The organism is Vibrio sp. VGrn 2 (assembly GCF_009361695.1).
Lineage (GTDB): Bacteria > Pseudomonadota > Gammaproteobacteria > Enterobacterales > Vibrionaceae > Vibrio > Vibrio diabolicus.
Map to the genome: position 1 here is coordinate 402,758 of NZ_RBWD01000002.1, position 22,027 is coordinate 424,784.

Consider the following 22,027-nt stretch of genomic DNA (forward strand, 5'->3'; position numbering starts at 1 on the left):
TGACTTTTCCCTTGCAAACGTTATGTCGTCCATGTTTTAAATAATCAAAATCGTAATATTTAAGACAGGGAACTTTTATGTCAGAGGGCAAAAAAACCAAGCTCATTACCGCTGGCCGCGATAAAAAGTGGACAAACGGTGTTGTAAACCCACCCGTTCAACGCGCTTCAACCGTGGTATTCAACACGGTTGCAGAGAAGAACCAAGCCACCATGAACCGCACCAATAAAACATTATTTTATGGTCGCCGTGGCACCAACACGCACTTCGCTTTTCAAGATGCAATGGTTGAGATTGAAGGTGGATCAGGTTGTGCTCTCTACCCTTGTGGCACGGCAGCAATTTCAAATGCGATTCTCTCTTTCGTCGAAACTGGCGATCACATTCTGATGGTGGACACTTGTTACGAACCAACTCGTGATTTTTGTAATACCATCATGAAGAAAATGGGCATCGAAACTACCTATTATGATCCAATGATTGGAGAAGGTATTCGTGATTTGATTCAACCAAATACCAAAGTCCTTTTCCTAGAATCTCCGGGGTCAGTCACAATGGAGGTGCAGGACGTACCAACATTGGCGCGCATTGCTCACAAGCACGATATTATTGTGATGCTTGATAACACATGGGGAGCTGGCGTGAACTTCTCACCATTTGAACATGGTGTCGATATTTCCATTCAAGCCGCCACCAAATACATAGTTGGTCACTCTGATGTAATGTTAGGTACAGCCGTAGCTTCCGAAAAATACTGGCCCCAACTGCGCGAACAAAGCTACTTGATGGGTCAGTGCGTTTCTCCTGACGACGCATACCTAGGCCTTCGTGGTATTCGCACGCTGGATGTTCGCCTAAGACAACACGCAGAAAGTAGCTTGAAAGTCGCCAAGTGGCTGACTTCTCGTCCGGAAGTTGATCATGTCCGCCATCCAGCTTTGGAATCATGCCCTGGGCATGAGTTTTTCAAACGCGATTTCACTGGCGGAAACGGCTTGTTTTCATTTGTTCTCAAAACGTCTTATCCAAAAGCGACGACGGCTCTGCTTGACGGTATGAAACACTTCAGTATGGGTTATTCTTGGGGCGGGTATGAAAGCCTCATTCTTGCTAACGAACCAAAGAGCTTTAACAGCTTGAGAACCGTAGCGCACCCACACTTTGAGGGCACTTTAGTTCGAATTCATATTGGCTTAGAAGACGTGGATGACTTGATCGCCGATCTAGAGGCTGGTTTTGCACGCTATAACGCGTTAATTTTAGAAAAAGAAGTCTCTCTAAAATAGTAATTGAATCGCCCTGCTTCGCGGGGCGTTTTTATAACTCGCTGACTTAATTAGAATTACCTAACATTCCCACCACCTATTCGTTAATGTTAATCATTTGTGTTGTTTTTCAATTGAGCAGTCACAGAATGAAATAATGTGCCACAAATAGGCTTTCCAAATTTAGAGTTTCTCTCCTACTTTTTATCATTCATAAGAGGTCATACCACAAGGAGATAGTTTTGAAACTCAAATTCATAGCGCTAATGCTTTTTACCTTAATTACCGTCCCAATAACCACCGTACACGCCGCAACGGGTTATACCCAAACCAAGTATCCGATTGTTCTGGTTCATGGATTATTTGGTTTTGATACCCTCGCAGGCGTAGATTACTTTTTCGGAATACCACATTCCTTAACGAAAGACGGCGCTAAAGTTTATGTAGCGCAGGTATCCGCGACCAACAGCAGCGAAGTTCGAGGGGAGCAGCTGCTTGCTCAAGTAGAAACCTTACTTGCTGCAACAGGCGCAGAGAAAGTCAATCTCATCGGTCACAGTCATGGTGGTCCAACAACGCGCTACGTCGCCTCTGTCCGTCCTGACCTAGTCGCATCAGTTACGAGTATCGGTGGCGTTAATAAAGGGTCTAAAGTGGCAGATTTAGTTCGTGGCACCGTATCTGAGGGTTCTGGTAGTGAGCAGCTCGCGGTAAAACTGGCGCAAGGCTTAACCACTCTTATTAATCTTCTATCAGGCGGTTCTGATCTCGACCAAGACCCTTTAGCCTCATTAGCAGCCTTGACCACGGAAGGCTCATTGGCGTTTAACCAGCACTACCCAGAGGGAGTGCCTACTAGCGAATGTGGTAATGGCGACTTGCTAGCTTCAAATGGCGTTTATTACTACTCATGGACCGGATCATCCACTTTTACAAACGTTTTCGATCCGACCGACGCTGCCATGATGGTACTTGGCTTAGCCTTTGATGGGCCAAATGATGGCTTAGTTGGTGCGTGCAGCACACATTTGGGCAAAGTCATACGTGATGATTATCAAATGAACCATTTGGATGAAATTAACGGCCTACTCGGTATTCATCATCTTTTTGAAACCGATCCAGTCACGCTTTATCGCCAACATGCAAATCGTCTCAAACTTCAAGGTTTATAAGAGGTCATCACAATGAAGAAAGTCGCTCTCACCACTTTTATCCTGCTCTCGATATTTGGCGTGGGAGCGCTTTCTCTGTTGCAAAGCGACAAACAACAAGAGATAACCTCTAACCATTCGCCATCTCAGCAAGATATAGCCGCCGATGTCTCTTCCCCAAAAGATTTCTTCGAATATTCTCTTAGCCGGCTGGGCGAAGAAGATCTCGATACGATCAAAGCGGAAGTCAATGATGACACTTTAGCAAAACAAACACTGAATATTGATGCCAAACTTTTTCAAACCTACCTTTCCTACAAGCAAGCACTCTCTGCATTAGAGCCTTTTGAGCACAACCACCTAAAGCTTGAACAGTTAACCATGCTGAATGAAGCAATACTGAACTTACAGCTTCAATACTTTAACGAGGTGCAGATAACCCAATTGTTTGACGAAGAAAACCGACTTCGCCAACTTGCATTGGAAAAACTGACGATTAAAACACAGGCATCGGATATCGAGAGTCAGACCCACCTTCTCAATCAAGCGTTATCAGAACAACCGGATTACATACGAGAAAGTGAACGCAATAACGCATTAGCAGAGCAGCTCGAGCAAGCTTCTCAGCTTGATTCACAAGACAAGTACATCGCCCGTGTTGCTCTGGTAGGAGATGCCGGAGCGCAGAGGCTGCAAAAGCTTGATGAGCAAAGAGCATCATTTAACACTCAACTCGCCACTTACTTAAAGCAGCGTCAAAATATTCTGAATAGGGATTTTCTAGGGCAAGACGAAAAACAGGCAGAAATCATTGCTTTAAGAAAACAAAGCTTCGATGCCACTCAATGGCGTCGAATCGAAGCTTTGGAACGTATTCATGATAGCCAGAACTAACAACATTAGCTTAATCGCCAAACGTTACTTATTCTGCTTTTTAGGACATCCAACGATATGGTCATCCACCATGCCGACGGCTTGCATGAAAGCATAACAGATGGTTTCACCGACAAACTTGAAGCCTTTCTTTTTTAGGAATTTACTCATGGCTTTGGATTGCTCTGTCGAAGCTGGTACGTCACTCATATGTTGCCATTGATTGACGATTGGTTCACCGTCCACGAACTGCCACAACGCGTCTGATAAACTCCCGTATTCAGCAATTAACGCTTTGGCCGCTTTGGCATTACTGAATACCGAGTTAATCTTTCCGCGATGTCTCACAACATCGAAGTTTTCCACGATGTATTCAGCGCGTTCTTCATTTCTTTGTTCCAACGCATCTAGATCGTAATTCTCGAACGCTTCTCTATATCCTTCGCGCTTTTTAAGAATGGTGATCCAACTAAGCCCAGCTTGTGCACCTTCCAACGTAATAAATTCAAACAGGACTTGGTCGTCATATACTGGCACGCCCCATTCGGAATCATGATATTCGCGCTCTAATGGGTGATTCATCGCCCACGCACACGTTTTTTGTTCTGTCATTATTCTTCCTTAAAAAGCGCCTCTAACTGATGAGCTAGAGGCGCGATACTTTTCATCGTTATATCAGTAGCACTAAGCCTGTTTCGGTACTGCCACTTTATGAAACAAACGATACAACACTGGCACGACAATCAGTGTCAGGACTGTCGCAAAGCCCAAACCAAACATAATCGTAACCGCCATTGGTTTGAAGAAAATATCTGGTAATAGTGGGATCATACCAAGGATCGTCGTGATTGCAGCCATACACACAGGACGGACGCGACTTACCGCAGCATCAACGACCGCATCATAAGCCTCTTTACCCGATTTCATTTCTATTTCAATTTGGTCCAGTAATACGATGCCATTTTTGAGCACCATTCCCGATAAGCTTAAGAAGCCGAGCAAAGCCATAAAACCAAACGGCGTGTTGAGTGCTAATAAACCGGTGGTGACACCAATTAACGCCAGCGGCACGGTAAGCCAAACAATGAGTGGCTCTTTGATAGAGTTAAATAGGAATACGGTGATCAAGAACATGAACAAGTACCCCATTGGCATGGTAGTAAACAGCGACTCTTGAGCATCACCTGAAGATTCGTACTCACCACCCCATTCTAGTGAATAGCCAGGAGGCATTTGAATCGCTTCGATTTGGGGCTGTAAACGTTTTTGCAACGTCGATGCGGTTTCTTCACCTAGAATATCAGGGTCTGCCATCACAGTGAGCATGCGCTTACGGTTCTTACGCACGATGATAGGATCCTCCCAGCGCATGTCGTAACCCATTGTAACTTGTTGAAGTGGGATAAACTCACTCTGTGCTGGGCTCCATATTTTCATCCCTTCAATGTTACGAATATCAATGCGTTCATCTTCAGGTAAGCGAGCCACGATAGGCATGAGCGTCGTGCCGTCTCGATAGAGGCCTATCGTCATTCCAGAGAATGACATGGACAAGAAGCCATCGACGTCCGATTTGGTAATGCCATAGCGACGTGCCTGACTCTCGTTAAACTGAGGTTCAAGAACTTGGGTTCGTTCACGCCAATCATGCCTGATATTTGTTGCCTGAGGATCGGCGTACATGATGTCCTTGACCTGAGCGGCTATCGTACGAAGGACGGTTGGATCAGAGCCAATAATGCGCGCTTCAATTTTTGCACCACCACCAGGGCCTAACTCAATCTGTTTGAGCTTGTAATTGATTTCTGGGTAGTTGGCTTTTAAATACTCTCGAAACTTCGCCATTAATGGTTTCAACGCTTCGTAATTTTCCATACGAGTGGTTATCTCACCATAAGCCGCATAACTTTTCTCGGGCGCGTACGTTAACATGAAGCGCTGTAAGCCTTTACCTGCAGTCGTCGTGATATGGTCGACATGCTCTTGCTTAGCTAACCAACTTTCTAGCTCTTTAAGCGTTGTGTTGGTGGCGCGAATATCAGTTCCTTCCGGCATCCATACATCTAACTGAAAAATCGGCGTTGTCGAAGATGGGAAAAACGCTTGCTTCACAAAGGTGAACCCGTAAACACTTGCCGCTAATCCCGCAATCAGCACCACAACGGTAAACCAAGCACGACGCATACAAAACTGAAGAAACTTTTTATAAATAACGAAAATAACCCCGTTATATGGATCATTTTCTTCCCCTTCACCTTGTTTAATCTTCTGGCCTTTAAAGAAGATGTCAGCAAAGAATGGTGTCAACGAGATAGCGGTAAACCAACTCAACATCAATGAGATCAGCAGAACCGTAAACAAAGTGCCACAATATTCGCCCGTCGAGTCTTCAGACAGTCCTATGGGCGCAAATGCAGTTACCGCAATCACAGTTGCCCCAAGTAATGGCCACTTGGTTTGGGTAACGATGTCAGTCGCCGCTTGGAGTCGAGTTCGCCCTTTTTGGGTACCAATCAAAATCCCCTCAACCACGACGATTGCATTGTCCACCAGCATACCTAACGCGATAACCAAAGCACCTAATGAAATCCGCTGCAAATCTATCGCGAGATACTTCATGAAAATGAACGTACCCAACACCGTCAGCAGTAAAATTAAACCGATAAGCAGACCTGAACGTAGCCCCATAAAGAACAGAAGTACGATAATGACGATACCGACAGCTTGAGCTAAGCTGACAACAAAACCGCTAACCGATTTATCCACTTCTTTAGGCTGACTGTAAATTTCCGAGATTTCGATACCAACAGGTTGTTGGTACTTTAGCTCTGCAAGGCGATGATCAAACGCTTTTCCGACTTCAACGACATTGACGCCTTCAGCAAAAGAAACACCCACGTTCAGTGCGAGGCTGCCGTTAAAATTAATAATATTACTCGGTACTTCTACATACCCACGTTTTATTTCCGCCACATCTTTCAAGAAGATGAGCCCCTGAGCTCCCGACTCAGTAATCAACAAATCGCCTAGCTCATCCACACTCTGGAATTCGCCAGTCGGCTGAATTCTGATGTACTCGTCACCAATTCTGATCGCCCCTGCGTCAGAAACCACGTTTTGCGTCGAGAGAAGATTAAAGACCGTATCGGGAGAAAGTCCTATACTGCTCAGCTTTTTCATCGATACTTCGATGAAAACTTGCTCTTGCTGCTGCCCGGATACCGAAACTTTGCTCACTCCATCAACCAGTTCGAGCTCTCGGCGTAAGTAATCGACGTAATCCAGTAGCTCTTTGTAGCTATAACCGTCGCCAGTCACCGCTAACAAAATCCCGTAAACATCACCAAAATCATCGATCACTTGAGGTTCATTCACACCCGGAGGCAACGTCCCTTTAAGGTCATTCACTTTACGGCGTAACTCATCCCAAATTTGTGGTAGATCATCAGGGCCATAATTGTTCTTCATCGTGACCGTGATTTGCGATAATCCTCGGCTAGAAATCGAATTCACTTCATCAACATAAGTAAGCTGCTCAATCGCTTTTTCGATCGGATAAGTCACTTCTTCTTCGACTTGTTGCGGCGTCGCACCAGGATAAGAGGTCACCACCATGGCATCTTTGATGGTAAAAGCAGGGTCTTCAAGACGCCCTAACCCAAAGAATGCAGCGATACCACCAATCAAAAAGATCAGTGCGACCATCCAACTGATGACACGATTTCGGATGAAGTACGCAGCAATACCGGTCACATCATCATCACTTTGAGGCGCTGATTTATTAAGATCGCTCATAGACCGGCCTCCTGCGTAGCCATTTCCTGTATCACTTCCACTTTCATGCCATCCCTTAACCGAGAAACACCGGCAATCACAACTTTGTCTTTGAGCATGAGACCATCAAGGATTTGAATGGACGTTTTAGATGCCTTACCTGCTCGCACCTGTCTGCGCGATACCGTGTTGTCATCATTCAGTACCCAAACAAATTTGTTTTCGCGCCCCAGCTCGTCACCGTCCGCGTTAAAAATGGCTTCAATAGGAACATTAATTCCTAAATTGAGATCCAAGCCAACGTTCTTATCTTTGGAGGTCACTTCAACTGCCATCCCATCTAGGATGTATTCTTCTTCCGGCATAGGAAGCGATAATGTGACGGTAAACGTGCCTGTTGTTGGGTCTGGCTCAGTCGTAAATTCTTTCACGGTCGCGTTGTACTCGTTACCACTAGGCACGCGCACCAATGCTTTTATCGCGGTAAGTCTTTCTTCCGTTGGCGGTTGGTTCACATAGAGCCGGTCTGGAAGTTGAATCAGCACCTCTACTCGCTCCAAACTATGAATATTGACGATATGCTGTCCGACTTGGACATTTTCGAATTGCTCGATATTAACTCGCGAAATGATCCCATCCACAGGCGCTTTTAAGGTAGTAAATGATAAACGGAGTTTCGCTAACTTAAGCTCAGCCAGAGCGATTTGTCGTTGTGCTGCAATTTCATCAAACTGAGACTTAGCTAATAGGCCTTTATCAACCAAAGGACGTGAACGGCGATACTGACTGTCAACAACAGAAAAACGCGCACTCGCATTATCTACATCCAACTCATAGTCCGTAGGGTCCAACGTTGCGATAACATCACCCTTCGTGACTTTATCGCCCTCTTTTACCATGATGCGGCTGACTTCTCCTGCCACTCTGAAACTCAAATGAGAGCGATCCGCTGCATTCGCAACCGCAGGGAAATATAAGTTGTCATCCACCCGATTTCCCGCTAATGAGGTAACTCTTACACGCGGTGTCTCAAGAGCTTTTTCTGGTGCCTTATCGCCACAACCAACAAGAAGAAACGTTGAAAATAATGCCGCTAGAGAGATGATTCCTTTCATATTACAACCCTCTTTCCTTAATCCACGCTCTTACCTTAATTCCGGGTTCAATTACACTAACACCAGAGATAATGATTTGATCGCCATCGTTAAGCCCAGCTAACACTTGGTTTTTGTCATTCATCTCAATAGCGGCTTTGGACACAATGCCTTGCTCATCAACACGCCAAACGTACGTTTTGCCGTTCTCTTCTAGCAGCGCGGAATTAGGAATTTTTGTTGCACCAGCATTTTTTGATAGGAGGTAAGCATTACCTGACATGCCCGGTAAAAGGCCTATTTCTGATGGTCGCTCCATAACCATAGTGACTTTGTAACTACCGGTTTTAGGATCGGCTTCTGTATCGATTTCTTGAAAGGTCAAGTCAAATGACTGCTCGGGGAAAGCGTCAAAGACCATTCTGGCAGAGACATCGCTCCCCTGCGTGTAACGGTTTAGCAGATAGTCAGGGACTTGGAATATCACCTTAAGCAGTTGGTTGGATTGGATATTCATCACGCCTTCTTTTGCGGCAACATACTCATGGTTTTCTGCTGGAATATACGAAATCGTACCATCATATGGCGCGACAAGTTTGGTATACCTTAAATTTGCCTTTGCTTGATTCCACTGAGCTTTGGCTGAATTGTGATTCGCTTTTGCCTCATCAAAATCTTGTTCGGACACCACTTGGTCTTTACGTAACTTTTGGTATCGCTTGTACTGCACGTCTGCGAGCGCGAAATTTGCCCGAGCTTGCTGTTCAAGCAGAGAATATTCATCAGGGTTTAATGAAGCCAATACATCGCCTTTGCTGACGACTTGACCTTCATTCACCTCAATCGTTTGAAGAAGTCCAGGAACTCGAAACGTCAGTACCGCTTTATCACCAGCTTCCGTCGTGGCTGGAAAGTGTCGTTCAAATTGGGCATTGCCAACAGATACTGTAAATAGCTTCGCGGGGCGGGATTCAGGTTCTGGAACAGGGGGAAGTTCTTTACCACACCCCGACAACACAGCCGAGATGGCGACAGGAATGAGCAATCTTCTCATTACATTCATCCATAAAAAATTAAGGGATTATTTTTAAAGTAGATGAATTCTGGGCGAACTTCCAGAGTTGAAAAGATTAATAGTGCTTTAAAATTAGTAATTTGTGACAAAAAAGCAGGCTTTGCACCTGCTTCGTTTAAATCTTCTTTGGATGCGGAGTGTTTAGAGCTTACTGAACTCCCGGTTCACCCTATATGTATCAGACGTAACATACGCTTCCATGTTACGGATTTTGCCATCAAGACGGTCAAAATCGCGTTCCAACACACTGAGCAATTGGTCCGGACTTTGTCCTTTCTGCCAAGGCTTACTTTTAAGTGTGTGCTCTTGTTGCGCTCGGATATTTTCAGAATACGTCACTGGTTGCTTTTCTAACATAAACGCCATCGCGACGTATGCTAACAACACCAAAAACGTACCGCCCAACAGCGCTGCAGAAATCACTACAATACGAATCAACCAAACCTCTGCACCAAAGTAGTTGGCAATTCCGGCGCAAACACCGGAGATTTTGCCATTTACTGGGTCACGATACAGCTCTCGATTAGTCATACTTGCGTCTCCATGTTGGTGACTCAGCATCCAAGATGCGCTCCAATGTATCGACTCGGGACTGCATCGCTTCCGCTTTTTCAGATAGTACCTGAAGGCGCTCTAAATCTTGGCTCGACAGTGCACTATCTGTTTTGCGTTTGCTGCGATAGTGTAAGAAGAGCCATAGTGGAGCGACAAAGATTAAAAAGACAATCACTGGTCCTGCTATAAAAAATGCCGACATAAATGGCTCCTTTATTATTTATCTTTCGATGACATCTGTTCTTTCAGTTTTGCCAACTCTTTTTCGATTTCGTCTTGAGCTTGAAGCTCTGCAAACTCTTGCTCTAGCGATTTTGCATTACCAGTTTGTGCGTACAAATCTGCTTCTGCTTCCATTTCATCCACTTTACGCGAGTACTGCTCAAACTTTGCCATCGCTTCATTAGTACGGCTAGTGTGCAGGTGTTTTTGCACATCACGACGGTTAGAGGCGGTTTGGTTACGAATTGCTAGTGCTTGCTGTTTTGCACGCGTTTCTGCAATTTTGCTTTCTAACTTACCGATCTCGCCTGTAAGCTTGTCGATCGTTTCTTCTACTAACGTCTGCTCAGTGTGAAGGCCTTTAATCACTTGCTCAAGCTTTTGCTTTTCAATTAATGCTGCACGAGCCAAATCTTCACGCTGTTTTACCAACGCTAGGCTCGCTTTTTGGCTCCATTCGCCAATTTGCTCTTCTAACGTTTCAACTTTACGAGCCAACTCTTTTTTGTCTGCAATCGCTTTAGCCGAGTTAGTACGCACTTCAACAAGTGTGTCTTCCATTTCTTGAATGATAAGACGGATCATTTTTTCAGGATCTTCCGCCTTGTCCAGCAATGCACTGATGTTTGAGTTAACGATATCTGCAAATCGAGAAAAAATACCCATAACGGAACTCCTCTTTTTTCCTATTAAAACTCGACAAGGTGGTGATTGACCTTGTGTCTCCCTGAATACATTACAAGTAGCATGCCAACTTAAAATTACATTTAAAATCAGAAACTTATGCATTTTTTGTCGTTATGCACTATTATGCTATGATGTTTTTCACCAACTGTTGGTGAAATTCACCAACTCCATATGTAAATCATGGCTCGGCTGTTAAATAAGAAGGACTTTATGAAGCAAAACCTGATTGGTGAATCACCTGCTTTTCTCGCCGTACTAGATAAAGTATCACAACTTGCGCCTATTGAGCGTCCAGTCCTCATTATCGGTGAACGAGGAACGGGTAAAGAACTCATCGCTCAGCGTTTGCATTATTTATCAAGACGTTGGGATAAGCCACTACTATCACTCAACTGTGCGACCTTAAGCGAAGGACTAATAGATTCAGAGCTATTTGGTCATGAATCCGGTTCTTTTACAGGTTCTAAGGGCAAGCATAAAGGACGTTTCGAACGCGCCGAAGGCGGCACTTTGTTTCTTGACGAACTGGCCACCGCACCACTTTTAGTTCAAGAAAAGCTGTTGCGTGTCATCGAATATGGTGAATATGAACGAGTTGGCGGTCATACCGCTCTCAATGCGGATGTTCGACTTGTTTGTGCAACCAATGCGGACTTACCAAAATTGGCGGAACAAGGCGATTTCCGTGCCGACTTACTCGATCGTTTAGCGTTTGACGTCATCATGCTGCCTCCTCTTCGTGAACGAAAGGAAGACATCCTGTCTTTAGCAGAGCACTACGCGATGAAGATGTGCCGTGAACTTCAGCTCGAATATTTTGTCGGTTTTACCTCAAAAGCACAGCATTCGCTTCTTGAATATGAATGGCCAGGTAATGTTCGTGAACTAAAAAACGTGATTGAACGTGCTATTTACCAACATGGTCTCAGTGCCGATCCAATTGATGAACTGATTTTCAATCCTTTTGAAACAGTTTGGAATAACACGCTTGGTCATAACGCCGAGCAAGCCGAACAGCAGCAAGAAGAGGAAGCACCAAGCAGCGCAGTTCAATTCCCTCTAGACTATAAACAGTGGCAAGAAGAGCAAGACATCCACTTACTCAATCGCGCATTGGAAGAAGCCAAGTTTAATCAACGACAAGCAGCCGAGCTACTTGGTTTGAGCTACCACCAATTACGAGGGATGGTTAGAAAATATGGTTTAGTCGGGCAAAGCTAGCTAGGTCGAAGGTGCTTGATCGGTTAGCGAGCGAGTGACAGCGCTCTAATTTGTATGTCTTTCAAGCATAACACCTTACAGTGTATGGATTTTATGTTTGGAGCGAGTTCACAAAGGTGATAAATTAGCGAGATCATTTTCGCTTGTTAGCTCTGAAAGAGTAAGATCAAATGAAACAAGCAAGATCCAATGAACATTTCATATTATGAATGCTTTTATAAGATTATCGCTGAGCCTTATTGGGATTAGCCTACTGACCGCTTGTGGTGATGAAATTGACCACAATGACATTCGCAAAGCTGGCTTTGTGTTTTGCGGACAAGGTAAGCCAACTACGTTTAACCCTCAGCTTATTGATAGCGGTATTACCGCAGAGGCACTGAGCCCGCAGTTGTACGATACGCTGCTCACGCTCGATCCTAAATCACATCAGCCAGTAGCAAATATCGCTGAGAGTTGGTCTGTGAATGAGTCAGGAACGGAATACACGTTTAAGCTTAAACGTAATGTTCAATTCCAAACCACGTCCTGGTTCACTCCCACTCGCCCATTGAATGCAAAGGATGTGGTATTTAGCTTCAAGCGAATCATTGATGTAGACCATCCTTTTCACCAAGTAGGTGGTGGTTTTTATCCATGGTTTGCAGGGTTAGATTTTCAAAACCTGCTGCAAGACGTGACTGCGATTGACGAGCATACGGTAAGGTTTACCTTATCTCAGCCAAATTTTTCCTTCTTGGCAAATATTGCCACCAGCCATGCTGTCATATTGTCTGCGGAGTACGGACAGCAACTGGCAGCAAAAGATCATAAAGAAGAAATCGACCAACTTCCTATCGGTACCGGCCCATATCAACTAAAAGAGTACCAAGTGAACGACTTGATTCGATTAGAGCGTCATTCTAATTACTGGAAGTCACCAGCAAAAATGGAACAAGTGGTGTTCGATATCTCTCACAGAGGCACGGGGACATTAGCTAAACTTTTAAGAAACGAGTGCGATGTGCTCTCTTCGCCTATTTCGAGCCAAATACCCGTTATTCAAGAAAATGACAATCTTGAGCTAACTGCTACGCCAGCCAACAACGTATCCTTTATTGCGATCAACACTGAAACGACCGCACTTAGTGATGCTCGCGTCCGCCAAGCACTTAACTTAGCGATTAACCGTCAGAATATTTTAGATTCGGTTTACTACGGAACTGGCTCGCAAGCTTATACATTGCTACCGCCTAATTCATGGGCTTATCAAAAGGACAGCGTAAAAATTCGTTATGACCGTAACTATGCATTAGCACTACTCCGTGATGCTGGCTATGAAGACGGTCTAGAGCTGACCATGTGGGTACCACTTGAACCACGCGCCTTTAACCCAAGTCCTCGCAAGACCGCGGAGCTAATCCAAGCGAATTTTGCCGATATTGGGGTTGAGTTAACGTTGCTAACCGATGATAGATTCGAACGTGTGGATTTAGAGAACATCAACGACATCGATTTACTTTTAACTGGTTGGATTGGTGATACCGGGGACCCTGACAACTTTTTCCGCCCGTTATTATCTTGTGAGTCTGATCGCGTTGGCCTCAACGTATCGATGTGGTGTAACGATGATTTCGATTTCTTGCTCGATTTGGCATTGGAAACCCAAGAACCGCGTTACCGTCTGAACCTATATCGCCAAGCGCAGAACATTTTAAATCAAGAGTTCCCGGTAATTCCTCTGGCACATGGTGTGCAATTCCGTGTTCACGACAAATCACTAACAGGCTTCAAATCAAGCCCTTTCAATGCCCAACCGTTTGATAGAGTTGAGAGAATTCACTGATGTTTTGGTATACCGTTCGACGCTTTAACCTATTTTTCATCACTTTGATGATCCTCACATTAGTGGGCTTTTCTCTGCTGCGCCTTGACCCTCTCTCGCACTGGGCAAACGTTGATTTTTGGTCTGGTTGGCAAACTTACCTAATCAACCTTTCTCAGCTTGATTTTGGCATAAGTAAAAACGGCAACGCGATTTATGACGAGCTCGCCGTCGTATTCCCTGCCACTTTGGAACTGTGCTTTTTTGCCTTTTTGGTGTCCCTTTTGATCGGCATTCCACTTGGAACCGTGGCTGGGATGAAGCAAGGTAAATGGCTCGACACCAGCATTTCATTCATGTCGATGTCTGGTTATTCCGCTCCAATTTTTTGGGTTGCTTTGTTACTTATCATGGTTTTTTCATTGGAATACCAACTCTTTCCCGTGGCAGGACGGTATGACCTACTTTACGAAATTGATCATGTAACCGGATTTGCCATTATCGACGCTTTCATGGCGAAAGGTGAATACCGCGCTCACGCACTGCAAAGCGTCATTGAGCATATGGTGCTGCCATGTTTGGTGCTCGCTTTGGCTCCAACCACGCAGGTTGTCGGACTAATGCGTTCTTCGGTGGCGGAAGTGATGAGCCAAAACTACATTCGTGCAGCGAGAATCAAAGGTCTCTCTAACCGCGAGATCGTAACTCAACATGTCTTGCGTAATGCGATACCGCCTATCATCCCCAAAGTCGGTGTTCAGCTTTCCAGTATGATTACCTTGGCTATCATCACTGAATCTATTTTTAACTGGCCAGGTATTGGTCGTTGGTTGTTAGATGCATTGGCAAACCAAGATTATGCATCAATCCAAGCTGGCGTGATGGTACTCGCGACTTTGGTTCTCACCGCTAATATTCTCTCTGATTTGATTGGCGCGATGATTAACCCTCTAGTTCGAAAGGAATGGTATGCTAACAAATAACGTTTATCAGGAAGAACGCATTCCAACTCAGTTTGAGCGATTTTGGCGAAGTTACCGCGCCAACGGGCTGGCCATGTTTGGCCTATGGTGCTTGGTATTTATCGTCCTAATTACCATTTTTGCGCCACTGCTTGCGCCGTTTGATGCCCAAGCACAGTCAGGCGAATTGCTTGTGCCGCCATCATGGGCCCCAGCTGGAACGGTTGATTACTTTTTGGGAACCGATGACTTAGGCCGAGACATTCTGTCACGCTTGATCATGGGCTCTCAACTTACATTTGGTGCAGCCGTTGCCATCACTGCGATTGCCGCGGTCGTAGGTTGTTTGATTGGCGTATTAGCAGGTATGACGAAAGGCTTACTGTCGAGTACCCTCAATCACTTGCTCGATACCGTCATGTCGATTCCCTCGTTGTTATTAGCGATCATTTTTGTGGCATTTCTAGGTTTTGGTGGGTTCAACATTTTACTCGCGATCTGCTTGGCTTTGATTCCGCGTTTTATTCGTTCTGTTTATATCGCAGTCCACACCGAAGTTGAAAAAGACTACATCATGGCAGCACGTCTTGATGGCGCGAACGATTTCTACTTGTTGTGGAGTTCAATTCTTCCCAACATATTGACGGTTATTGCTGCTGAAATCACGCTCGCGCTCTCTGCTGCGATTTTAGATATTACTGCGCTGGGTTTTCTTGGCTTAGGCGCACAAGCACCAAGTACTGAGTGGGGAGCGATATTAGGTGACTCTGTCGAGTTGATTTATATTGCACCTTGGACCGTAACCCTACCCGGCCTAACCATCATGTTTACCGTTATTACCCTAAACTTAGTAGGTGAAGGTGTACGTCAAGCGCTTAATGCGGGGATCGAATAATGCCGTTGTTAGATATTCGACATTTGACTATTGAGATTGAAACCCCTCAAGGGTTGGTCAAAGCCGTGGACCGAATGAGCCTAACTTTGAATGAAGGCGAAATTCGTGGTCTTGTAGGTGAGTCTGGTTCAGGGAAAAGCTTGGTTGCAAAAGCGATTGTTGGGGTAAGTAAAGATAACTGGCGCATTACCGCAGACCGTATGCGCCTTGGCAATATTGACTTGCTTCAGCTTACGCCAAAAGAGCGTCGACGTGTCATTGCCCGTGATATTGCGATGATCTTCCAAGAGCCATCAACCTGTCTTGATCCTTCAGAAGAAGTGGGACGTCAATTGATCGAGTCCATCCCATCTCGCGCGTTTGAAGGGAAATGGTGGGAGCGATTTAAATGGCGTAAAAAACAAGCCATCGCGCTTCTGCATAAAGTAGGCATTAAAGATCACAAGCGTTTAATGGGTAGCTACCCTTATGAACTGACTGATGGTGAGTGCCAAAAAGTCATGATTGCCATGGCGATAGCGACCAAACCAAAGTTGCTAATCGCAGATGAACCAACGAACGACTTGGACCCGATTACCCAGTCGCAAATATTGCGTTTATTGAGCCGTATGAACCAGCTCAATAACACGACCATTCTGCTTATCGGTCACGACTTAGCAACCATTACACAATGGGCGGGCCGCATTACGGTAATGTATTGTGGTCAGTCGGTAGAGTCTGCCGATACCAGTAAAATCATTGCAGCACCCAAGCACCCGTATACAGATGCCTTGCTTAAAGCGATGCCAGACTTTAATGATTGGGTACCACACAAGCAAAAACTCCAATCCCTACCCGGCTCGATTCCGCCATTGCAGCATCTGCCAATCGGTTGTCGACTCGGTCCACGTTGTCCGTATGCGCAGAAACAATGTGTTGAAATTCCACACACCAGACGAATTAAGAATCATAAATTTAACTGCCACTTTCCATTGAACACGGAGAAAAAGTCATGAGTGCGTTACTTGAAGTCGATAATTTATCGAAGCAGTTTGTTACGCGCTCCCGACTATTTAAACGTCAGGTTAATGAGGCTGTCAAACCGGTGAGCTTTACGTTAGAGCCGGGGCAAACTATCGGTTTTATTGGCCAAAACGGTTCAGGAAAATCCACTCTTGCCCGTATGCTTGCAGGCGTTGTAGAGCCAAGCTCCGGAGAGATCCGTGTGAATGGCGAACGTTTGGAGCACAAAGATTACGCAACACGCTGTAAGCTCATTCGCATGATTTTCCAAGATCCAAACACATCGCTCAACCCGCGTATCCAGATTGGCCGTATTTTGGAAGGCCCATTAAAGCGAAACACCAACATGCCGCCAGATGCACGCATGCAGCGTGTGAAGAACACCCTACTCCGCGTCGGATTGTTGCCTGAACACGCCTATTTTTACCCACAAATGCTAGCGGCAGGTCAAAAACAGCGTGTGTGTTTAGCTCGTGCGCTTATTCTTCAACCTTCCATCATTGTCGCTGACGAGGCGTTAAACGGTTTGGATATGGCAATGCGCTCACAGATCATTAACTTATTCCTCGAGTTGCAAGAAGAGATGGGATTGTCATTTGTGTATGTATCTCAACACATTGGCATTGTTAAGCACATTACTGACAAAGTGATGGTGATGCATGAAGGTGAAGTGGTCGAGTTTGGCGAAACCAACCAGGTATTGACTCATCCCGAACATCCTATTACTCAACGCCTAGTCGAAAGCCACTTCTATAAGGCGCCAAGCCACCAAACAAAATAGCCTATTAAAGATGTCATCGTTCAAATGTAAAGAAGCCTGCGTTAAAGCAGGCTTCTTTATTGTATGGGTACTAATCAAAAAACTAACGGCGGCTCGCTTGTTTGCGCAGTTCAAAATCAAACTCGTCAGGAAACAATACGACCCCTTCTTCATTTTGATTTGGGAATACAACAATCGATAGCTCGTCATCCTCTAGACCAGAGGTCCAACGACTGTGCCACTTGTTTAGAGAGATCGCTTCTGGCTCGCAATCTTCCCAATCACCATTCGCCCATTGCAAAGCAAACTCTTCGTTTGGCCATACTGGTACACAATCATCATCTTCTGTATTTAACATGACACAGCCATGTTCATCTTTCAGAATCCAAACTTTACGATTCGCCACAACCTCTTTTACGCAGTACTTTAAACGTTGCTCTTCGTTGTAACGATTGATGGTATCCATCTGCTCTTGGGTCAGTTGCTCAGACATATTCGTCTCCTATTTCCCATAGAAAAATGCCCGCAGCTAGGCGGGCATTTAAAGTATATGCTAGAAAATTAAGCTAGCTCAGTTTGAAGCCAAGGCCAACCTTGCTTCTTACGGCTTAGCGTGTTTTCCATCATTAGCATGCCGTCTTTCTCGTGCTTAACAAGCTTCTCAGCCCACTCACCTTTGTATAGAAGACGAGTTTGAGCAGTCGTGATGTCTGTTAGCATTACAGCAGCAAATGCAAGATTATCTTTTTCGCAACGCGCTTCTAGATCCGCTTCTAGTGCTTCGATCATACCGTCAACTTGCTCTAGTGTTGCAAGCTCAACCTGACCTACTACTACGTCACGACCGTTGAATGGGTAACCTTTAAGGTCTTTCTCAACAAGCTCAGCCGCAGATAGACCTTCGATGTTTGTCTTAGCAATTAGAAGATCTTTAGTGAATGCGTCAACATCTTGTACGTCTGCGATTACCGCTAGCTCAGCAACGGCATCTTTGTCTTTTTGTGTACAAGTTGGAGAAGCGAAGCCTACTGTGTCAGATAGAATTGCTGACATCATTAGCTTAGCGATTTGTGGAGTAATCGCGTGACCTTCAATCTTGAACATGTTGAATAGAACAGTGTTGGTACAACCAACAGGCCAGATCCATGCTTCCATTGGGTTTACTGTCATCACGTCACCTAGGCGGTGGTGGTCAACAATACCCGCAATTTCAGCTTCTGCGATATCGTCTGGTGCTTGTGCTAGATCTGAGTAATCTACTAGCCAAACGGTCTCACCCGCAACTGATGTGCGAAGCTCAGGAACTTCAGCGCCAGCAACTTCTAGGATGTGCTGAGTTTCACGGTTGATTTCGCCTTGGCGAATTGGCATAGCTTCAACGCCACGCGCTTTTAGAAGTTCAGTTGCAACGAGTGCACTACAAATACTGTCACTGTCTGGGTTCTTATGACCTACAACTAGAATCATGTTTCTTCCTATTCAAGTCAATTTTATACGCCGCCTAATACAGTTAATTAGGGCGTGTTTGCTCACAAAGGCCGATACTTTACCTGATTTCAGAGAGTTTGACACGAAGAAAAGTTCACAATGCTATTGCGAATAAATCTCATTTACATATAATGATAATTATTCCTATTTGCATTTGAGTAAACGATGAACGCGACCCAATTTTTACACTCTGCACAACAGTTGTTTCAGCCTACTCAGTTTCGTTTAGCTTATAAGCGATTGCTGATCCCTATCGTCATGCTCATTTTGCTAGGCAATGAAAATACACGTGACGTTGCCGTACAGACGCTATCCGACTCATTCTGGGCGGTGTCATGCTATGTTGCCGCCACCTTGGCAATTTATCATTATCTTTCAAACTTTATGTCGAAAACCAATCGAATCACCGAGCTATACCACCGCTCGCGTAATCATCAGGTTTTCTTTGCTTCTTTATTGGGCGCTTTGCCTGGCTGTGGTGGCGCTATTGTTGTGACAACGCAATTTATTAGTGGTCGAGTAGGATTTGGTGCGATTGTCGCGGTACTTACTTCAACAATGGGTGACGCTGCCTTTTTACTTCTTGCCGCCAAGCCAAGTGTTGGATTAGGCGTGGTTGGATTGGGCATTATCGCAGGTACTCTTTCAGGGTTGGTCGTTAATGCTTTTCATGCTGATAACTTTCTGCGCCCAGAACCAAAAGAATCACCTCAAACACATGCTTGTTGCCAACACCAGACAGACCGTCACACGCCACTTGAACAACGTGCAATCAATCTACAAGGCGCGTTTTGGAAATGGCTTATTGTGCCTGCCAGCGTCGTTGCTGTGTTAATGTCTTTCCAAATCGATATTAATCAGCTGTTGTCTTTGCAGGCCAATACCATTGAATGGCTGGGCGCTATCTTCGCGGTGATCACAATGTCATTATGGGCGATGACAAAAGAACTTGGCGATTATCAGTCAACGGTCTCTGAAGATGAAAAAATCGTGGACTCACACCCGATTCAAAAAGCGGCTCAAGACACAAACTTCGTCAGTGCTTGGGTGATCGTGGCGTTTCTAGCGTTTGAACTGACGACCTATTTTTCTGGGCTCGACCTCGTAGAAACCTTTTCTCATTGGGGGATATGGATGCCATTAGCTGGCTTAGCCATTGGTATGCTACCTGGTTGTGGTCCGCAAATTTTAGTCACCAGCTTGTACATCTCTGGTGCAGCGCCACTTTCGGCGCAGCTGGCAAATGCGATTTCCAATGATGGTGACGCCCTATTCCCCGCCATTGCTATGGCACCGAAAGCCGCTTTGGTCGCGACTATTTATTCGTCCATTCCTGCTTTTATCGTTGGATACGGGTATTACTTTTTATTCGAGTTCTGACGCTCAGGACGTCAAAACAAGAAAGGAGCCACAGTAGGCTCCTTTCTTGTTTTTATAATCGAACGATTTGGTTCACGTTATGCCGTGACGATCGCTTTCGCATTTAACCCTTTATCAACGCTAACCATTAATAACTGACAAGGTTCTTGGTTTAGCTTTTCTCCTGTCCAGTAATCATACCAATCCATCGGTTGATCAGACGTCAGCGTAAATTCCATCGCCCCGTAGCTGGCATAGTTAAACAAGCAGTGAAGGTCATTCTTCGTCGTTAGTTTTAAAAACGCATGATTTAAACTCAAAGCCGTGAACTTTGCTGACTCTTGGTTACGTTGTTGACGTAGCATGAGCTTAGCCAATGTCTTCTTTGCAAATGGCGTAATCTCAGGGAGCGGATCGCCAGACAGCAGCAAACCACCACACGCCAATAACACCGTGCGATGAAATTCATACTCTTCTCTGGATGCGGCTTGATTAGCTAATGACGTGAATGTCGCGCAATCCGGATCAATTTGCCACAGTTTTCGATGCTGCCAACTACGATAAAAGGTTTCTTTGGCTATCTGCTCGAAACGACGACTATGGCGTTCTACGTCATCAGAAACACGCATTGCATCCACAAGCCCTAGAGATGGCCACATTGGCGCGTTGCAACCTAAAAGCCACGCATCACCAGCGCCTTTAGCAATCGCTTCCATTCCTAAGCGATACGCCTCAACGCCTGTAATACCAGATTGTTTACGCACACCTTTCAAGGTGCCCCAATAGTTCGCGTCTAGCTTGAACAATTCAACGCCCCACTCTTGTCTCATGACAGAGACTACATTCGTCAGATGGTCTTGCACTTCTGGGTTTGAGGTATCGAGTATGTACCAAGGCGTGCAGCGCCAACCACCGTATGTGACATCTTCTGCTTTAAGTAAGCTTCCATCTTTGTGACGAACAAACCACTCTGGGTGTTGTTTGAAGATCTCCGACTCAGGTTGAGCAATAAAGGGTGCCATCCAAATCGCCGGCTTTTTGCCTTTTGCACGGATACTATGAATGAGCTCTTTCACACCACCAGAAAACTTATCCGATGGGATTAACCAATCGCCCATAAAGGCTTGATAGCCATCATCCAGAAGTACCCACTCTAGGTCTTCAAGCTTATCTTGCATGCAATCAACGTTCTGCATGATGTTTTGCTCTGTCACGTCTGCGTAGTAGGCATACCACGAACACCAACCGACAGGCGCATCTTGTGTTACGCCTTGGCGAACAGGATGATGCTCTGCAATCATCTCTCCATAGATTTGATAAAGCTCAGACAGAGATTGGCCGCAGAGTACCGCCACGGATTCAAGTTGATTACTTTCCCAATCCGCCACTTGAGTAAACTCACCATCAATCGCGGCAGATAAAACCCAGTGTCCATCACGCAGTACAACATCAAAATAGCCAGCAAAGCGATGACATGATGTGAAGCCAAATAATGTGTAGCCAGCCGAGCCTTCCACCACTAAATAGTTGTAGTAACGCTTAGGGGCATCTTTGGGATAGATTCGATAAGAAAGGTTGTTGTCTGGACAGCGACCAATATCAACGGGATGGCTAACCGTTCCCGCTGTTTGCGCTAGCATTTGGAAGCCATCACCAATCACGTTGGCCTCGTGCTCGTATAAAAACGGCATCTCGAACAACACTTCACGGTCGGTAAACGTTTTATTGTGAAGCCCAGCAAAAGAAAAATGTAATTGATTACCCTCAACTTCAACTTGGAGGTCGTTGTTATTCACAGTGATCTCAATGTGATTTGCCAATTGAATGCTCTGAGCCATAA

General features: G+C 45.2%; 20 protein-coding genes. 10 read left to right on the forward strand and 10 right to left on the reverse strand.

What is annotated here, in order from left to right; genetic code table 11:
- Nucleotides 1-77: 77 nt before the first annotated feature.
- The 3 genes from D8S93_RS05695 to D8S93_RS05705 all read left to right on the forward strand — a co-directional run bounded on the left by D8S93_RS05695 (nucleotide 78) and on the right by D8S93_RS05705 (nucleotide 3,310).
- Nucleotides 78-1,286, forward strand: coding sequence for a cystathionine beta-lyase (locus D8S93_RS05695; RefSeq protein ID WP_152812397.1), 1,209 nt, complete (start codon nucleotides 78-80; stop codon nucleotides 1,284-1,286).
- A 245-nt stretch (nucleotides 1,287-1,531) separates the two neighbouring features.
- Nucleotides 1,532-2,437, forward strand: coding sequence for an esterase/lipase family protein (locus D8S93_RS05700; protein ID WP_031780337.1), 906 nt, complete (start codon nucleotides 1,532-1,534; stop codon nucleotides 2,435-2,437).
- 12 nt (nucleotides 2,438-2,449) lie between these two features.
- On the forward strand, nucleotides 2,450-3,310 hold the full coding sequence (locus tag D8S93_RS05705; RefSeq protein WP_152812399.1) for a lipase secretion chaperone: 861 nt from the start codon (nucleotides 2,450-2,452) through the stop codon (nucleotides 3,308-3,310).
- Between the two features lie 24 nt (nucleotides 3,311-3,334).
- Here D8S93_RS05705 and D8S93_RS05710 read toward each other — a convergent pair whose 3' ends face one another.
- The 7 genes from D8S93_RS05710 to pspA all read right to left on the reverse strand — a co-directional run bounded on the left by D8S93_RS05710 (nucleotide 3,335) and on the right by pspA (nucleotide 10,675).
- Nucleotides 3,335-3,901: a DNA-3-methyladenine glycosylase I gene (locus D8S93_RS05710; RefSeq protein WP_005378109.1), complete on the reverse strand. Its 567-nt coding sequence runs from the start codon at nucleotides 3,899-3,901 to the stop codon at nucleotides 3,335-3,337.
- 72 nt (nucleotides 3,902-3,973) lie between these two features.
- Nucleotides 3,974-7,084: an efflux RND transporter permease subunit VmeI gene (gene vmeI / locus D8S93_RS05715; RefSeq protein WP_152812401.1), complete on the reverse strand. Its 3,111-nt coding sequence runs from the start codon at nucleotides 7,082-7,084 to the stop codon at nucleotides 3,974-3,976.
- Nucleotides 7,081-8,178: an efflux RND transporter periplasmic adaptor subunit gene (locus tag D8S93_RS05720; protein WP_074191125.1), complete on the reverse strand. Its 1,098-nt coding sequence runs from the start codon at nucleotides 8,176-8,178 to the stop codon at nucleotides 7,081-7,083. Before D8S93_RS05720 ends, vmeI begins: the two co-directional genes overlap by 4 nt.
- 1 nt (nucleotide 8,179) lies before the next feature.
- Nucleotides 8,180-9,211, reverse strand: coding sequence for an efflux RND transporter periplasmic adaptor subunit (locus D8S93_RS05725; protein ID WP_005393290.1), 1,032 nt, complete (start codon nucleotides 9,209-9,211; stop codon nucleotides 8,180-8,182).
- A gap of 162 nt (nucleotides 9,212-9,373) precedes the next feature.
- Nucleotides 9,374-9,763 carry an envelope stress response membrane protein PspC gene (gene pspC, locus D8S93_RS05730; protein WP_012841944.1) on the reverse strand — a complete coding sequence of 130 codons (390 nt, stop codon included), beginning with the start codon at nucleotides 9,761-9,763 and terminating at the stop codon, nucleotides 9,374-9,376.
- Nucleotides 9,756-9,989 carry an envelope stress response membrane protein PspB gene (pspB, locus tag D8S93_RS05735; RefSeq protein ID WP_005393293.1) on the reverse strand — a complete coding sequence of 78 codons (234 nt, stop codon included), beginning with the start codon at nucleotides 9,987-9,989 and terminating at the stop codon, nucleotides 9,756-9,758. Before pspB ends, pspC begins: the two co-directional genes overlap by 8 nt.
- Before the next feature lie 14 nt (nucleotides 9,990-10,003).
- A complete protein-coding gene (gene pspA / locus D8S93_RS05740; RefSeq protein WP_005393294.1) occupies nucleotides 10,004-10,675 on the reverse strand; it encodes a phage shock protein PspA in 672 nt (223 codons plus the stop codon).
- A 231-nt stretch (nucleotides 10,676-10,906) separates the two neighbouring features.
- Here pspA and pspF point away from each other — a divergent pair, with 231 nt between their 5' ends.
- From pspF to D8S93_RS05770, 6 genes are all read left to right on the forward strand, one after another.
- Entirely contained in the window at nucleotides 10,907-11,917 is a 1,011-nt protein-coding gene (pspF, locus tag D8S93_RS05745) for a phage shock protein operon transcriptional activator (protein WP_005393296.1), read from the forward strand.
- Between the two features lie 205 nt (nucleotides 11,918-12,122).
- Complete coding sequence (gene sapA, locus D8S93_RS05750; RefSeq protein WP_005393298.1) at nucleotides 12,123-13,742, forward strand: ABC transporter substrate-binding protein SapA; 1,620 nt, start codon at nucleotides 12,123-12,125, stop codon at nucleotides 13,740-13,742.
- Nucleotides 13,742-14,704: an ABC transporter permease gene (locus D8S93_RS05755; RefSeq protein ID WP_046874787.1), complete on the forward strand. Its 963-nt coding sequence runs from the start codon at nucleotides 13,742-13,744 to the stop codon at nucleotides 14,702-14,704. The genes sapA and D8S93_RS05755 overlap by 1 nt, the downstream gene beginning before the upstream one ends.
- Complete coding sequence (locus D8S93_RS05760) at nucleotides 14,691-15,578, forward strand: ABC transporter permease subunit (protein ID WP_005378123.1); 888 nt, start codon at nucleotides 14,691-14,693, stop codon at nucleotides 15,576-15,578. The genes D8S93_RS05755 and D8S93_RS05760 overlap by 14 nt, the downstream gene beginning before the upstream one ends.
- Nucleotides 15,578-16,573, forward strand: a complete 996-nt coding sequence (locus D8S93_RS05765) for an oligopeptide/dipeptide ABC transporter ATP-binding protein (RefSeq protein WP_005378126.1) — start codon at nucleotides 15,578-15,580, stop codon at nucleotides 16,571-16,573. Before D8S93_RS05760 ends, D8S93_RS05765 begins: the two co-directional genes overlap by 1 nt.
- Nucleotides 16,570-17,361 (forward strand): ATP-binding cassette domain-containing protein, encoded by a 792-nt coding sequence (locus tag D8S93_RS05770; protein ID WP_005393308.1) that lies wholly within the window; start codon nucleotides 16,570-16,572, stop codon nucleotides 17,359-17,361. The genes D8S93_RS05765 and D8S93_RS05770 overlap by 4 nt, the downstream gene beginning before the upstream one ends.
- A gap of 82 nt (nucleotides 17,362-17,443) precedes the next feature.
- Here the strand turns inward: D8S93_RS05770 and D8S93_RS05775 are convergent, their stop codons facing one another.
- The gene (locus D8S93_RS05775; protein ID WP_085343079.1) at nucleotides 17,444-17,833 is read right to left on the reverse strand and encodes a DUF2750 domain-containing protein; all 390 of its coding nucleotides are present in this window, start codon (nucleotides 17,831-17,833) and stop codon (nucleotides 17,444-17,446) included.
- 68 nt (nucleotides 17,834-17,901) lie between these two features.
- Nucleotides 17,902-18,807, reverse strand: a complete 906-nt coding sequence (locus tag D8S93_RS05780) for a manganese-dependent inorganic pyrophosphatase (protein ID WP_005393312.1) — start codon at nucleotides 18,805-18,807, stop codon at nucleotides 17,902-17,904.
- A 186-nt stretch (nucleotides 18,808-18,993) separates the two neighbouring features.
- On the opposite strand from D8S93_RS05780, the gene D8S93_RS05785 reads away from it, so the two are divergent.
- Entirely contained in the window at nucleotides 18,994-20,208 is a 1,215-nt protein-coding gene (locus D8S93_RS05785; protein WP_152812403.1) for a putative manganese transporter, read from the forward strand.
- Between the two features lie 77 nt (nucleotides 20,209-20,285).
- Here the strand turns inward: D8S93_RS05785 and D8S93_RS05790 are convergent, their stop codons facing one another.
- Complete coding sequence (locus D8S93_RS05790) at nucleotides 20,286-22,025, reverse strand: glycoside hydrolase family 36 protein (RefSeq protein WP_152812405.1); 1,740 nt, start codon at nucleotides 22,023-22,025, stop codon at nucleotides 20,286-20,288.
- Nucleotides 22,026-22,027: the final 2 nt, after the last annotated feature.